Annotated in this window: 9 protein-coding genes; 4 read left to right on the top strand and 5 right to left on the bottom strand. The window is 54.7% G+C overall.

Annotation, left to right across the window (positions count from 1 at the left end):
- Positions 1-52: 52 nt before the first annotated feature.
- Positions 53-1,081, top strand: a complete 1,029-nt coding sequence (locus IPM61_11320) for an SGNH/GDSL hydrolase family protein (GenBank protein MBK8911905.1) — start codon at positions 53-55, stop codon at positions 1,079-1,081.
- Positions 1,082-1,270: 189 nt separating this feature from the next.
- On the opposite strand, the gene IPM61_11315 is transcribed toward IPM61_11320, so the two are convergent.
- From IPM61_11315 to IPM61_11295, 5 genes are all read right to left on the bottom strand, one after another.
- Positions 1,271-3,694, bottom strand: a complete 2,424-nt coding sequence (locus tag IPM61_11315; GenBank protein ID MBK8911904.1) for a choice-of-anchor B family protein — start codon at positions 3,692-3,694, stop codon at positions 1,271-1,273.
- 127 nt (positions 3,695-3,821) lie between these two features.
- Positions 3,822-5,081, bottom strand: a complete 1,260-nt coding sequence (locus IPM61_11310; GenBank protein MBK8911903.1) for a site-specific DNA-methyltransferase — start codon at positions 5,079-5,081, stop codon at positions 3,822-3,824.
- Positions 5,082-5,090: 9 nt separating this feature from the next.
- Positions 5,091-5,963, bottom strand: coding sequence for a bstEII (locus IPM61_11305; protein MBK8911902.1), 873 nt, complete (start codon positions 5,961-5,963; stop codon positions 5,091-5,093).
- 15 nt (positions 5,964-5,978) lie between these two features.
- Complete coding sequence (locus IPM61_11300; protein ID MBK8911901.1) at positions 5,979-7,460, bottom strand: HAMP domain-containing histidine kinase; 1,482 nt, start codon at positions 7,458-7,460, stop codon at positions 5,979-5,981.
- Positions 7,461-7,694: 234 nt separating this feature from the next.
- Complete coding sequence (locus IPM61_11295) at positions 7,695-8,486, bottom strand: response regulator transcription factor (protein MBK8911900.1); 792 nt, start codon at positions 8,484-8,486, stop codon at positions 7,695-7,697.
- A gap of 392 nt (positions 8,487-8,878) precedes the next feature.
- Here IPM61_11295 and IPM61_11290 point away from each other — a divergent pair, with 392 nt between their 5' ends.
- The 3 genes from IPM61_11290 (at position 8,879) to IPM61_11280 (ending at position 12,882) form a co-directional block, all read left to right on the top strand.
- Entirely contained in the window at positions 8,879-10,210 is a 1,332-nt protein-coding gene (locus IPM61_11290) for an FAD-dependent oxidoreductase (protein ID MBK8911899.1), read from the top strand.
- Between the two features lie 137 nt (positions 10,211-10,347).
- A complete protein-coding gene (locus IPM61_11285; protein MBK8911898.1) occupies positions 10,348-11,700 on the top strand; it encodes a 4Fe-4S binding protein in 1,353 nt (450 codons plus the stop codon).
- 348 nt (positions 11,701-12,048) lie between these two features.
- Positions 12,049-12,882 (top strand): 2,3,4,5-tetrahydropyridine-2,6-dicarboxylate N-succinyltransferase, encoded by an 834-nt coding sequence (locus tag IPM61_11280; GenBank protein ID MBK8911897.1) that lies wholly within the window; start codon positions 12,049-12,051, stop codon positions 12,880-12,882.
- The last annotated feature ends 34 nt before the right edge of the window (positions 12,883-12,916 follow it).

The raw sequence follows: 12,916 nt of genomic DNA, 5'->3' as shown, positions 1-12,916 counted from the left end.
TTCGGCAACGTTGCTTCGGAACTATCTTCAACGTAACCAAATGGAGGTCCCCATGATGCGCACTTCTCTGCTTGCAACGCTCTTCTGTTGTGCTGCTTTCGCCAGCATTTCGGCCCAACCGTTTACCCCTATTGACCTGCTGGGAACAGGCCTCTACAAAGGATTTTCCGGCGGACTGTATCCCGGCGGCAGCAACACCCCGCCACGCGCCCACACAACCGCGCTGGAACACGTCACCATCCGCATCACCCCGCTGGACACGGCGGGGGTTGCTTCGGCAAATGGGAAAATTGTGCTGCTGCTGCTTGGCGCAAGCAGCCCCACGCAGGAGTTCCCGGCATTTGTTGATGAGGCAATGAAGCTACCGAATCTCAACCCGTCCCTGCTGTTTGTGAACGGCGGGCAAGGGGGAATTTCGCTGGAGAAAATGAACGATCCCAGCGGCAGATATTTTGAGAACAACGTGGGGCGGACCTTGCGCGATGCTGGCGCGTCGTTCAACCAGGTGTCGGTGATCTGGCTGAAGACCGGATCGTTGGAAGGGCGCGGCGACACACTCACCTTCCCCGATGCCGTCAACCGCGAGCGTGAGGGATTTATTGAGCTGCTGCAACGGATCCGCACCACTTTCCCGAACCTTCGGGTGGTGTACGTCACGGGGCGGAACACCACGCAATACGTCTCCCCCAAACCGGAGGACGACGGATTGGTGAAGCATCTGGAGCCACGCGCCTACTACAACTCATGGATGTGGAAATGGTTGATCGAAGCACAGATTGCCGAAACGGATCCACGGCTGGACTGGCATGGCGATGACCGCAAGGCTCCGCTTGTTGCCTGGGCCGCCCCTTTCTGGACCAGCGGCGCAACCCCGAACAGCGTTGGCCACACGTGGCTGCCGGAAGATGTGGAAGCCGACGGCGTGCACCCCAGCCCAACTGGCGAAGCCAAAATTGGGAAGCTGCTGGCCACGTTCTTCAGCACCGACCCGTACACCAAGCAGTGGTTCCTGAATACCAAAGGGACATCCTTGGCAACGCCCAACGAAGCTCCCACCCCAACCCAACTTGATTTGGAGTAAGCCAAGAAGCTGCTCCATCAACAACAGGGGATCGCATCGCGCTGCTGCACCTTCGGCATCCGCTTCCACACAATTCGCCAAAACAGAATGCGCATTGTTGATTGCCACAACCTGGCCTCAACAATGCGCATTTCATTTCGGTTCGGCGGGGGACGCCGCTAATTCTCCACGGTCAATTCTCCAGGGGGGTTATTTGGCGATCAGCACTGGCTGGATGCGCCCCACTTCCCCCCCCACACTTGCCCGCACGGCATACCAGCCGGAAGGGAGATCGGGGTTGAAGAAAAGCGTTTGCGCCGATGCTGAAAGAACGCCATCAAGCAACCGCTGCCTTGTGTTTCCAAGAAGGTCAATCAGCTCAATCCTCACCGGCTTTCCTGCATACTTCTCCGCCAACTGAACCGCCACGCCTCCATTGGTGGCGCGCAACTCTATCCCCGGCGTGCCCCCCGTTTGCGACGCGGCGTGCGGTGCCGAAAGCGGCGGGGTGACGAAGACGTTGAAGTTATCCATTGCGGCAAACACAAGGCTGGTCCCAAGCGTGTCGCGGGTGCGGATGCGGAATTTCATTTGGGTGGTTAGGGGCAGATATTCGCCCGGCTCCACCGTGTCCGATGCCCAGCCGGACCGCCCTTCGGCGTGCCACCGCATCAGCTTCCAGGTTTGCCCGCCGTCGTTGGAAAGCTCAATCCAGAGCGAGTCGCGGACCGAGTCGGCAGGGTAGTGGACGAACCAGCGGTCGTACCGGATTTTCACGCCGCTCCAGCCGAACAGGTCCATCATCGGGGAGGTCAGCGTGGTTTGGCCACGGTTCACATCGTTGATCTGCGGTGGCGCGTTGCGGGGAGGTTCGCCGGTCATAAAAACGTAGCCGTTCTGCCGCGTTGGCTCGGCATCGGGATGAATCCAATTGTAGCCCAGATAGGGAACAATCCGGACCCAGCGCCCGGTGGTGGCGTTGTCGGCGGGGTCGTCGTAGCTCCAGCCAAGGTCCAGCGTTGCGTCATCTTCGTAGCCGGTTTGCAACGTCACCGTCAGATCCTTCCCCCCTTCCGGGATTTTCACCGGCGTGCGGGTGATGCGGTATCCCCACTTCCCCACGGCCACCATGAAGGTGCTATCGCGTGAAAGAAGAAGGCTTCCTTCTCCATTGCTTGCCTTCTCCGAATGGCTGATCGGCTCCACCGCAAACAGGAAGTCGTTGATCGGCACCCCTGCGGTGTCCTGGGCATGGATGGTTAGCCACTCTTGAGGGAGTTTTGTTAGAAGGATATCCTGCTTCCGGTCCCCCTGCAACACCTCCTGCGTTGTGGCTCCAGCGTAGGGGAATCGCGAGGTGTTAAGGGTGATGGTGGTTCCGGCAACGCCGCCAACGTAGTAGGCTCCGTCGGCGTTGGTGGAAATCGTCAGCTTCAGTTGCGGGACGGTGATGGTGGCGTTGGCAATCGGCTGGTTGGTGGCGGAATCGCGCACCACCCCGGAAATGGAGCCAGCGGTGGCGTTGTTGAAGTTCATCACCCACAACCCGGTGTTCCGGTCGCTGGCAATCACCTTCCCCGATTTGAACCATCCATACACCTCCCACACACCGTTGTAGCCGTTGCTTATGCCGGGATAGGTGTCGTAGAAACCGACCTCGCGTGGGTGGCGAGGGTCAATCATGTCAATGATCCGCACGCCAGCGGTGTACCATGCCACATAGGCGTAGCGGCCAATGAAATGGACGTTATGGATAACGTCGTCCAAGTTCGGGGTGAATTCCGCCACTTTCTGGATGTTGTTCAGGTCGCGGATGTCCCAAATTTTCAGCGTCTTCGGGGTGAAGTTTATCTCATCGGACGTGCCGATGTAGTTGCCGTCGGGGGTAAGCTCGGCGTTGTGGGTCCCGCTGTACGGATAGTTGAAATTGGCAAGCCGAACCGGAGCCGCCGGGTTGCTGATGTCCCAGATGTCGCACCCCTGGCCATAGACCGCAGCGCCAACGAACGTGTCGTTCCGGGCGTAGCTGTCGTGGAAGTAGTATGGATCCACTTGGCCAATCCTGCGTGGCGTTGTTGGGTCCGGCTCAAGGTCAAGGATAATCGTTCCGCCGTTGGCTTTCCCTTCATCCGGTTGGGTTCCGTTCACGTACAGGTAGTGGTCGTTGACGAACAGGGTGTGGGCACTGCTGAAGTTTGTGGTGTCGGTGCGGATCAACTGGACGGAGTTGGGAAGCCCGGAAAGGTCCACAATCTGCAAGCCTTTCCCTTCGGTATGGGCTTCGCAGACAATGTAGGCGTAGTGCTTGTAGGTTTTTATCTCACGCCAGGAATTGCGTGGTCCCCAAACAAACGCAACCTCACGGATTGGCTGCGTGGTGATGTCAATGATATGGGTTCCAATCTGGCTACCGAACAGGGCGTACTCGCGGCCATCGGGAGCGGTCCAGCCCCAAAGGGCGGCATGGGGGCCAACGGTGTCAACGGGGTTCAGCTGGCCAAACAGCGTCATGTTCAGCGAATCGGCCCCGACAAGGTTGGATTGGGAGCACAAAGGCAATGGAGTAAGGAGTGCGATTCCTATCAACAGGAACTTGAGCGCGCAGGCAAAGCGAGAGGTCAGCGTAGTAGGCATACCATTAACTTCGGATCAAATGTATTGGGCGACAAGGGATGGATTGATCCCTACAGTCTCTTTTCTGGCGTATATAAACACGCTAAATCTGTTTTTGCTACATAGCATAGGAATCCATGGGCGCAACCTATCCAGCAACAGTAAGGCGGGTCAATTCAGTGTTGAAAAGATCCCTTGACTCCAGAGTTCCATAAAAAGCAAAATCCGAGATGATGGAATCGCCGGGATGTTGCGCTGCCGCGCCATTATCATTTGCTTCGCCAAACAGTGACGTTTGCGATTGGCTGGGTTGCTCGCGTCCAACAAAATCCCCTAGCGGCTGCAGTCCTGAGTAAAACCTATTGAGGATTGTCCGTATTGCTATTTGGCTGGAATCTATTCCAATCCATCGTCGGTTCAATGTAGAAGCAACGGCAAGGGTTGTTCCCGATCCTGCAAAACAATCCAGAACCAAATCGCCTTTATTAGTAGCTGCTTCAATGATTCTTTGTAGAATCATTGGATTTTTTTCGGTTGGATAGCCAGTAGTTTTTGTGTTTTGGTTATTAACATCTAAATAATCAAGCCAAATATCTTGCACCGGAACCCCCTTGTTCTCGTCAAACAAAACTTTCCTTCGCGGATTTCCATTTGAAGACCAATAAATTTCATTGTTGGCATCCATAGCATCTAGTTTATCCGGAGTGTACTGCCAATGTTTGCCAGGGGGGGGCAGCATATTTCTCCATGCTTGCCCGGTAGCACCATTACGAATTCCGGGTGCATGAAGTGGAACGCGTTTGTGGCGAACTCCATTAGCTTCATCAATGTAAGGATATTCTTTTTTGATTTTATCCTCAGTCCAATCTTCATACGGACGATTCCAAACAGGGGAATCCGTTTTTGAATAATAGAGAATATAATCCGAGATATTGCCAAAGGTTTTTCGAGTATAATTTTTCGGCTTGCATTTTTGACGAGTAATCATTCCGCGAAATTTTCCATTTCCGAATATCTCATCCATCATCACTTTTACATGGAACACCATAATGCTATCCAAATGAAGGAATATCGAGCCATTATCTGCCAATAGTCCGTATAGAAGTTCTAATCTTTTTCGCATGAAATCAAGATAATCATCCCCTTGGAGAGTGTCCGAGTATGCTTCCTCCATAGAGCGTGTTTGAAATACCCCGCCAGTAGCATACGGCGGGTCTATGTATATCAACTGCACACTATTGTGAACGTTAGGTTCCTGAGATAACAGTTGTAGGATATTCAAGTTATCGCCAAAATACAAACGATTATTTGAGCCCTTATCTTGATTCCACAGTGGGACAATAGGGTCACTACTTACTTGAGTAAGGTTCTTTTTTTGAAGACGAGATTGTGATATGCTAACAGCCATGCTTTTTCCTTACGATAGCAACCATTGCTTTGTAATCCGTTCGTTCACCATGCGCAGTGTAGTGACTACAACTCTATTTTTGCGAATTGACTCAATTGCAGCATAGTCATCCCACATAGAACCAAGCAGCAACCCGGGGCCATCATTGAGAAAAATGATTTTTGTTTTCAACGAATGTTTATCCGCATAACGTAAAATTTCCTTTGCACAATTGATATAGCCACCTACGCGATCATCTTCTTGGGAACCGCCACGGTCGCTATCATATCGGGCTAACCCGATTGCTACCGTTTTCGCTTGATGCTGAATAATAAAATCAACTGGGCGACGAGGATTGGGATAGTTTGTGAAGATTTCACCTAGAGGAATATCACGCCCAGCACCCTCTGGCCCAGCGATGATAAAATCCGGGAAGTTTTTCCTGAAAACCTCAAAAAATCGTGATGTCAGATCATATCCTTTCTTCCCACGGTCTTTGTATTCCCAAAGCAATGCACATAAGGCCTCATCAGGAATAGGGCGGCTGTCGAATGCACGCTGGACTTGGTTAATAGCACGGAAATTCTTGCCAAATCGCTCGCATATCTCTTGTATTTGATTTTTCCTCTTTAACATTTCTACTGGAGTTTCAGGGCTGACGTATTTTCGGAATACACGGGATAATTGAATACGCATCCATCCCTCGGGCACCTGCCCAATTTCCTGCAATACTCGGATAGAACTCTCCGACGATCGTAAAATTTTCCCAAACATCACCAAAACTGGTTCATATAACGTGCAAGCATCATGGAGGATATCAGGGTAGTATTCGCCCCCTGCAAGCGTAATCCACGTATGTGCTTCAGTTTTATACTCTGCGAATGTTTTCAACTTTGCATTCATCATTTTTAATGGTTTTCATAGATGCTTTTCTCTTTTCTCCCTTCCTTTATCTGGGATTCGTACCGAAGCCTTGATATCCGGCAGCACCGGTTGCGGCAAGGGGGTGTTGGGGATCCACATCATAATCGTTGTCCCTTCCCCCAACACGCTTGTTAGCTGGATTGCCCCGCCATGCGCTTCCACAATGGATTTGGTAAGCGATAACCCCAAGCCATACCCCCCCGTTGCTCGCGAACGGGAATCGTCGGTGCGGTAGAATGGCTCGAAGACTTTTGCCTGAGCCTCGGGCGAGATGCCGATTCCACGGTCCGCCACAACGATACGCACGCCGTCGTCGTCGGGAAAGACGGAGATTTTTACCGGGCCGTCGCTGCTGGAAGAATATTTCAGCGCGTTGGAGATCACGTTGCGAATGGCGATCATCAACCGCTGGCTGTCGGCAACAATGGGAAGGCTTTCGGTTAAGGTATCGAACTCCAATCGCGCCGTTTCTTCGGTGAAGGAATCCACCACCCCGCGTGTTAGCCCAACAATCTCCACATTCTCGTGGACAATCTTCCCCCCCAACACGGCAAGCCGTTCGTTCTCCAGAAGCTCGGTAATCATGGTGTTCAGCTCGCGGGCGTTCCGTTCGATTGAGGTGCGGGCTTTCCCTTCGGGGAGCATCGCCAAGGCTACCGTCATCCGTGCGATTGGCGAACGGAGTTCGTGGCTAACGTCGAACAGCAGCCGGCGCTTGCTGGCGATGATTGCCGCAACTTGCTCGGCCATCAGATTGAACGCCACGCTAAGCTCCCCCAACTCATCGTTCGATTCGGTGCCGATGCGGAACTCAAAATCCCCTTTGCTGACTGCCTCCACCCCTTTCATTAGCTCCCGAATTGGGCGCAGAAATCGCTGGACGTAGAAATAGGCGGCGGCGAAAAGCAGGAACAACGCACCAACCAGAAGCACCGTGGGGAGCAACCACGTGGTTTCCTGCGGGACCGAGCGCATCCGAACGATGTACGTTGCCTCAGGGTGGCGAATAATTCCGAACAAATGGTCCTGGTAGGTGCGGAACAGGAACTCCGTTCCGTCATCGAAATTCCCGGCCGATGTCTCGCTGGTCAGCACCGCAGCGGTGGGGATCAGGTCGGTGCTGGACCAGGTTCCCGTTGCCTGCTCAATGGCGATGTCGAACGGATATCGCTTGGTAAGCAACCGCGCCCGTGCGGTGTCGGGCAAGTGGGCCACCGAAGGTGCGGGGTGGGCGTGGTGCTGGTGCGGCAGGTGTTGCGGATGGATGGAAATATCATCCACCACAAGGTGCATGTAGCTGCTAACCTGCTCGCGCAGAAATACCGAGTAGCTGTCGCGCAGGACGTACCGGAAGTAGAGGGCAATCACCACAGTGCTGGCAACGGTGGTGATGGAGATCAGCACCAAGACCTTCCAGAAAAGTGTGCGCCGCCCCATCTGAGCAACGATCGAGGAGCGGTTATGCGGTGGTGGCATCGGCACGCAGCATAGATAAGTTCAGGGAACAGGTTGTTTGGCGAATCCTTTGCTGAATCTTCCCCGCAGCGAAGGTTCATCACAGGAACAAAGGATTGCCGGCAAAGCAGATGGCTTGGATTGAGCGCAAAAACCAAGCAGAAAAAAGAAAGCGGAGCGGGAAGTTCGATTGCCTTCTCCGCTCCGCGCTACGTCTCCTCTGCAATTTGCGCGATACCGACGGAGGGGGGGAAATTACCGCTTCTTGCTGCGGCTTGACTTCTCCTCTTTGACCTCGACCGGAGCCTCTTCCACCACTGGTGCGGCTTCCTCGGCAGCCTCGCCGGCAGATTCTTCACCGGTTTGGCCAATGAACATATAGCCGGTTCCCCAGATTGTTTTCAGGAAGCGGGGATGGCGCGGGTCGTCCCCTAACTTTTGGCGCAGGCGGCTTACCACAACGTCAACCGAACGGTTGAACGACTCCCAGGGAATGCCACGTGTTTGCTCCATCATAAAATCGCGGTCCAGCGGCTTCTGGGGGTTTTCGGCAAACAGCCGCAGCATCTCGAACTCGGCAGTGGTTAGGTCCAGTGCCTTTCCATCCAGCTTCACCGATTGCGTGTTCACGTCAATCTCCAATCCATCAAAATCATACTGGCCGGTAACGCCAAAGTTTTTGTACGTGCGGCGCAGCACCGCTTGGATGCGGGTCCACAGCTCACGAACGTCGAACGGCTTTGGCATGTAATCATCGGCTCCGATTTCCAGGCCGGTGATGCGGTCGTTGACATCGCCGCGTGCGGTCAGCATGACGATTGGAACGGCGGAGTTTTCGCGGATTTTCTTGGCGACTTCAAAGCCGTCCATTTCGGGCAACATCACGTCCAGCACAACAACGTCTGGATGTAAGTCGCGCACCTTTTTTAGCCCCATCGAAGGGCGTTCGACCGTGATAACCTTGGCCCCTTGTGACTCGAAGAAATCGCTGAGAAGATCGTTCAGCTCCGAATCGTCGTCAATCACAAGAATTTTGGTCTGGCCCATTGTGACTCCCAGGTTTTGATTGCAAGGTAGATGAGCAGTGCTCAGGTTCAATGTTTCCGCGAAGTTACGTTACAAAACCAGATTATCAGCCCACCCCGTTCCGAAAACCATAGGAAACAATCAGTTGTAACAGCGGCTTCTTTCTTCATTTCCCCCTTATTCCTCTTTTTTCCACGATCTCTCCGGCGGTTTGTTCGGACCGCCCCTTCTGTACATCCGAACATTTTTGTATTTCGTAAACGACTGTGGCTGCGGGAATAGTTCGGCCAGCTGGTGTGTTTCATAGCCAGCAAGATTCCGGCAGCCCGCAGCAGCCACATTCTCGTGCGGCCAACGGCAGCCAGTCAACGCACGCACACGCAGCACACACACTCTCTCTTTCCATTCGCCAGATGAACGTAGCAATTATCGGGAACGGCATTGCGGGGATCACCGCAGCGCGGCACATCAGGAAGCTGAGCGATCACCAGATCACGGTCATCAGTTACGAGACCGAGCATCACTTCTCCCGCACCGCCTTGATGTACGTCTATATGGGCCACATGACCTACAACAACATCAAGCCCTACGAAGATTGGTTCTGGCAGAAAAACCGGATTGACTTGGTGAACGGCTACGTGGAAGCCATTGACACCGAACGGCAACAACTTGCCGTCAGCGGCGGGCGGACCATCGGCTACGATGTCCTGATTATTGCCACCGGATCAAAGTCCAACAAATTTGGATGGCCGGGCCAGGACCTTCAAGGGGTGCAAGGGCTGTACAGTTGGCAGGACCTGCAAACAATGGAGCGGAACACCAAAGGAATTGCGCAAGGGGTGATTGTTGGCGGTGGGCTGATTGGCATTGAGGTTGCCGAGATGCTCCACTCGCGCCACATCTACACCTCGATGCTGGTTCGCGAGGAACACTATTGGAACAACATCCTTCCGGTTGAAGAAGCTGATATGATCGGCAGGCATATTCGCCAGCAAGGGATTGATCTTCGGCTGGGGAGCGAGTTGAAGAAGATACTCTCCGATGGAGAAGGCCGGGTGATGTCGGTGCTGACCACCGACGATGAAGAAATCCCTTGCGAGTTTGTGGCCCTGACCGCAGGCGTCAGCCCAAACATCGAGGTGGTGAAACGCTCGGCGGTGGAAACCGGGCGCGGGGTGCTGGTGAACCAGTATTTCGAGACGAACATCCCCAACATCTACGCCATTGGCGATTGCGCCGAGTTCCACGAACCGCAGCCGCTGGCCCCCAAAGTTGAGCAACTGTGGTACACCGGGAAGATGCATGGCGAGGTGGTGGCGCAAACCATCTGCGGCAATCGCACCCGGTACAATCGCGGGGTGTGGTTCAACTCCGCAAAGTTCTTCGACATTGAGTATCAGACCTACGGCTATGTTGGGAACAAACTCCGCGAGGGGGAAGCAACGCTTTATTGGGAGCATCCCGATGGCCTCCACTCCATCCGCATCAACTACGACGCAGCAAGCCGCCATGTGAATGGGTTCAACCTGTTCGGCATCCGCTACCGGCAGGAGGTCTGCTCCCGCTGGATTCGCGAGGGGCGCACGCTGGAGTATGTGGTCCAGCATTTAGGCGAAGCAAACTTCGACCCAGAATTTTTCCGGCACTACGAGCCTGAGGTCTTGAAGCTCTACAATCAACAGAACCCCAACCATCCACTAACCCAGCAACGCAAGCAGGGGAAGGCAATGGCGGAGAGTAGATAGAACAGAGATAGATAGAGGGTCGCCCCAATGACCGGCACCGAAGGCTTCCGCGCCGGCGCGGGCTGGGGAAAAGAATCAATTCATCATCGAAGAACAACGGAGTGGCTTCCAGGCTTCTCCACTAACCGATTCCTGACATGAACTACTCACCAAGTTTTCAACTTACCAGCAACCCCGCCGGGCACGTTGGCTTTGCGCAGCGGATGGCCTTGGCCCTGATAGGGCTGGGGATGTTGGCACTGCTTGTGGCAGCATTCGGCGCGGGAACCACGCAGCCAATTCTGATGCTATCGCTCAGCATGGCACTGCTGGTTGGGGGCGGGCTTCTGTACATCACAAAGCAGTATGGGAAAGGGATTGCCGGGATTAAAAACAACGGCATCACCTTCTCCAGCTCCACCGCACGGGGAAGCGTTGGGTGGATTTTGGCGATTGTCATCACCGGGTTCTACGTGCTGCTGTACTGGTTCCCGCAAACGCTGGAAGGGCTGATTCGGATGATGGATCCGCTAAGCTACACGCTTCGCGGCCAACCCGCGGACCAGTGGTTCATGTACGGGACCTTCTACACGCTGGCAATTCTGGTGATGGGGTTCCGTGCAATCCTGAAATATCGCCATAGCCGCTACCAGATGATCCGCACCGCCAGCGTGATGTTCTTCCAACTCTTCTTCGCCTTCTTGATCCCGGCGTTGCTGGTGATGTTCCAGCAGAAGGAATTCTACTTCACCTACTTCTGGCCGCTGAAATACTACTACCTGTTCCCCAGCGGCTACGAAGAATTTGCGCAAGGGGGCGGGCTGGCTCCATTCATGATCCGCTGGGCCGCAATCATGACGTTTATCGGAACCCCGGTGCTGACCTATTTCTTTGGCAAACGCTGGTACTGCTCCTGGGTGTGCGGCTGCGGCGGCCTTGCCGAAACCGCCGGGGACCAGTGGCGGCAACTTTCCGATAAATCGCTGAAGTCCTGGAAGATCGAACGCTGGATGATCCACTCGGTGCTGGCGTTTATCACCATCACCACCGCGCTACTCTGGATTAACTCTGCCAGCCAGGGGGCAATGCTGGGTGATCTCTCGCAAGGATTTTCGTCGGTTTATGGGTTCGTTATCGGCGCGATGTTTAGCGGGGTGATCGGCGTTGGGTTCTATCCCATTATGGGGACCCGCGTCTGGTGTCGGTTTGGCTGCCCAATGGCGGCCATTCTTGGAATCCTCCAAAAAAAATTCTCCCGCTTCCGCATCACCACCAATGGCGGCCAGTGCATCTCCTGCGGCAATTGCTCGACGTATTGCGAAATGGGGATTGACGTGCGCAGCTACGCCCAGCGCGGCCAGAACATCATCCGCGCTTCGTGCGTTGGCTGCGGGATGTGCGCGGCGGTGTGCCCACGCGGGGTCCTAAACCTGGAAAACGGCCCCACCGAAGGGCGGTACAACGGCGGCCAGTTTGTGGCCGTGGAGTCCATGCAACTCCCCAAACGGTAGATAGAGATATTCCCCCCAAGCCAAATAACCAAAGGGCATGATTCCCAGAAAACGGGATCATGCCCTTGCCATTGTTGGAGGTGATGGAAGCTGAAGCCCCCCCTCCCACAGCATATTCCCACCGCATAGAATTTTACCGCACATTCGGTTATCGCTCACGATCTTTGCGGCAAAGGGGGTGCGGCGCAAAACAATGGTCGCCACCAAAAGAAGTGCTTGGAAGAACCGCAACGATTTCTTCAACGCCTTCTTAGCCTTCGCCCCCCTTCCTTGCGGCCAAACAGGCGGGCTTGCCTCCTTCTTCCAACAGCCCAATTCCAACAACCAACTTCCGATTTCCGCTCAACCATGATCTTGCAATCACGAATCGAAGAACTGTTCGCGCTTCCCATTTCCGAGCTTCCGCTCCAGGAAGCAAACGCCATTTTTGCCGAGCTGAAACAGCATCTGAACAACGGCGAAATCCGCGCGGCCCAACCCGACGGCAGCGGCGGCTGGAAGGTGAACGCTTGGGTGAAACAAGGCATTCTGCTTGGGTTCCGCGCTGGCCAGTTGGCCGACGCTTCCACCGGCGGTTTCAGCTTTTTCGACAAAGCAAATTTGCCAATGCGCAACTTTTCCCTTGCGAACAACGTGCGGCTGGTCCCTGGCGGGTCCGCCATTCGCGACGGAGCGTACGTTGCGCCGGGCGTGATCTGCATGCCGCCAATGTACATCAACATCGGGGCTTACGTGGACGAAGGGACCATGGTGGATTCGCACGCGCTGGTGGGGACCTGCGCCCAAATTGGGAAACGGGTCCACCTGAGTGCCGCCGCGCAGATTGGCGGGGTGCTTGAGCCAGTGGGCGCAAACCCGGTGGTTATCGAGGATGAAGTGTTGGTTGGGGGGAATTGCGGCGTGTACGAAGGGACCATCGTTCGCCGCCGCGCGGTGTTGGCCGCTGGGGTTGTTCTTACCGCTTCGTCGCGGGTGTACGATGTTCCGAACCAGCGCGTTCTTTCATCAGCCGAAACCGGGGCGTTGGAAATTCCCGAAGGCGCGGTGGTAATCAACGGCAGCCGGCCAATCCGCGACGACTGGGCGCGCGAGCAGGGGCTAAGCCTATCAACCCCAATTATCCTGAAATACCGCGACGACAAAACCGACGGGCGCACAGCGATTGAGTCGGCATTGCGGTAAAAACATCAATCGCCAGAAAAGCAAAAAAACTTTC

It is taken from the genome of Chlorobiota bacterium, assembly GCA_016710285.1.
GTDB lineage: Bacteria > Bacteroidota > Ignavibacteria > OLB7 > OLB7 > OLB7.
This window is presented reverse-complemented; position numbering and strand designations above follow the sequence as displayed.

What these genes read in the sequence shown, in the direction of transcription:
- IPM61_11320 (MBK8911905.1), top strand. Translation starts at nt 53, where the DNA reads ATGATGCGCACTTCTCTGCTTGCAACGCTCTTCTGTTGTGCTGCTTTC.
- IPM61_11315 (MBK8911904.1), bottom strand. Translation starts at nt 3,694, where the DNA reads ATGCCTACTACGCTGACCTCTCGCTTTGCCTGCGCGCTCAAGTTCCTG.
- IPM61_11310 (MBK8911903.1), bottom strand. Translation starts at nt 5,081, where the DNA reads ATGGCTGTTAGCATATCACAATCTCGTCTTCAAAAAAAGAACCTTACT.
- IPM61_11305 (MBK8911902.1), bottom strand. Translation starts at nt 5,963, where the DNA reads ATGAATGCAAAGTTGAAAACATTCGCAGAGTATAAAACTGAAGCACAT.
- IPM61_11300 (MBK8911901.1), bottom strand. Translation starts at nt 7,460, where the DNA reads ATGCCACCACCGCATAACCGCTCCTCGATCGTTGCTCAGATGGGGCGG.
- IPM61_11295 (MBK8911900.1), bottom strand. Translation starts at nt 8,486, where the DNA reads ATGGGCCAGACCAAAATTCTTGTGATTGACGACGATTCGGAGCTGAAC.
- IPM61_11290 (MBK8911899.1), top strand. Translation starts at nt 8,879, where the DNA reads ATGAACGTAGCAATTATCGGGAACGGCATTGCGGGGATCACCGCAGCG.
- IPM61_11285 (MBK8911898.1), top strand. Translation starts at nt 10,348, where the DNA reads ATGAACTACTCACCAAGTTTTCAACTTACCAGCAACCCCGCCGGGCAC.
- IPM61_11280 (MBK8911897.1), top strand. Translation starts at nt 12,049, where the DNA reads ATGATCTTGCAATCACGAATCGAAGAACTGTTCGCGCTTCCCATTTCC.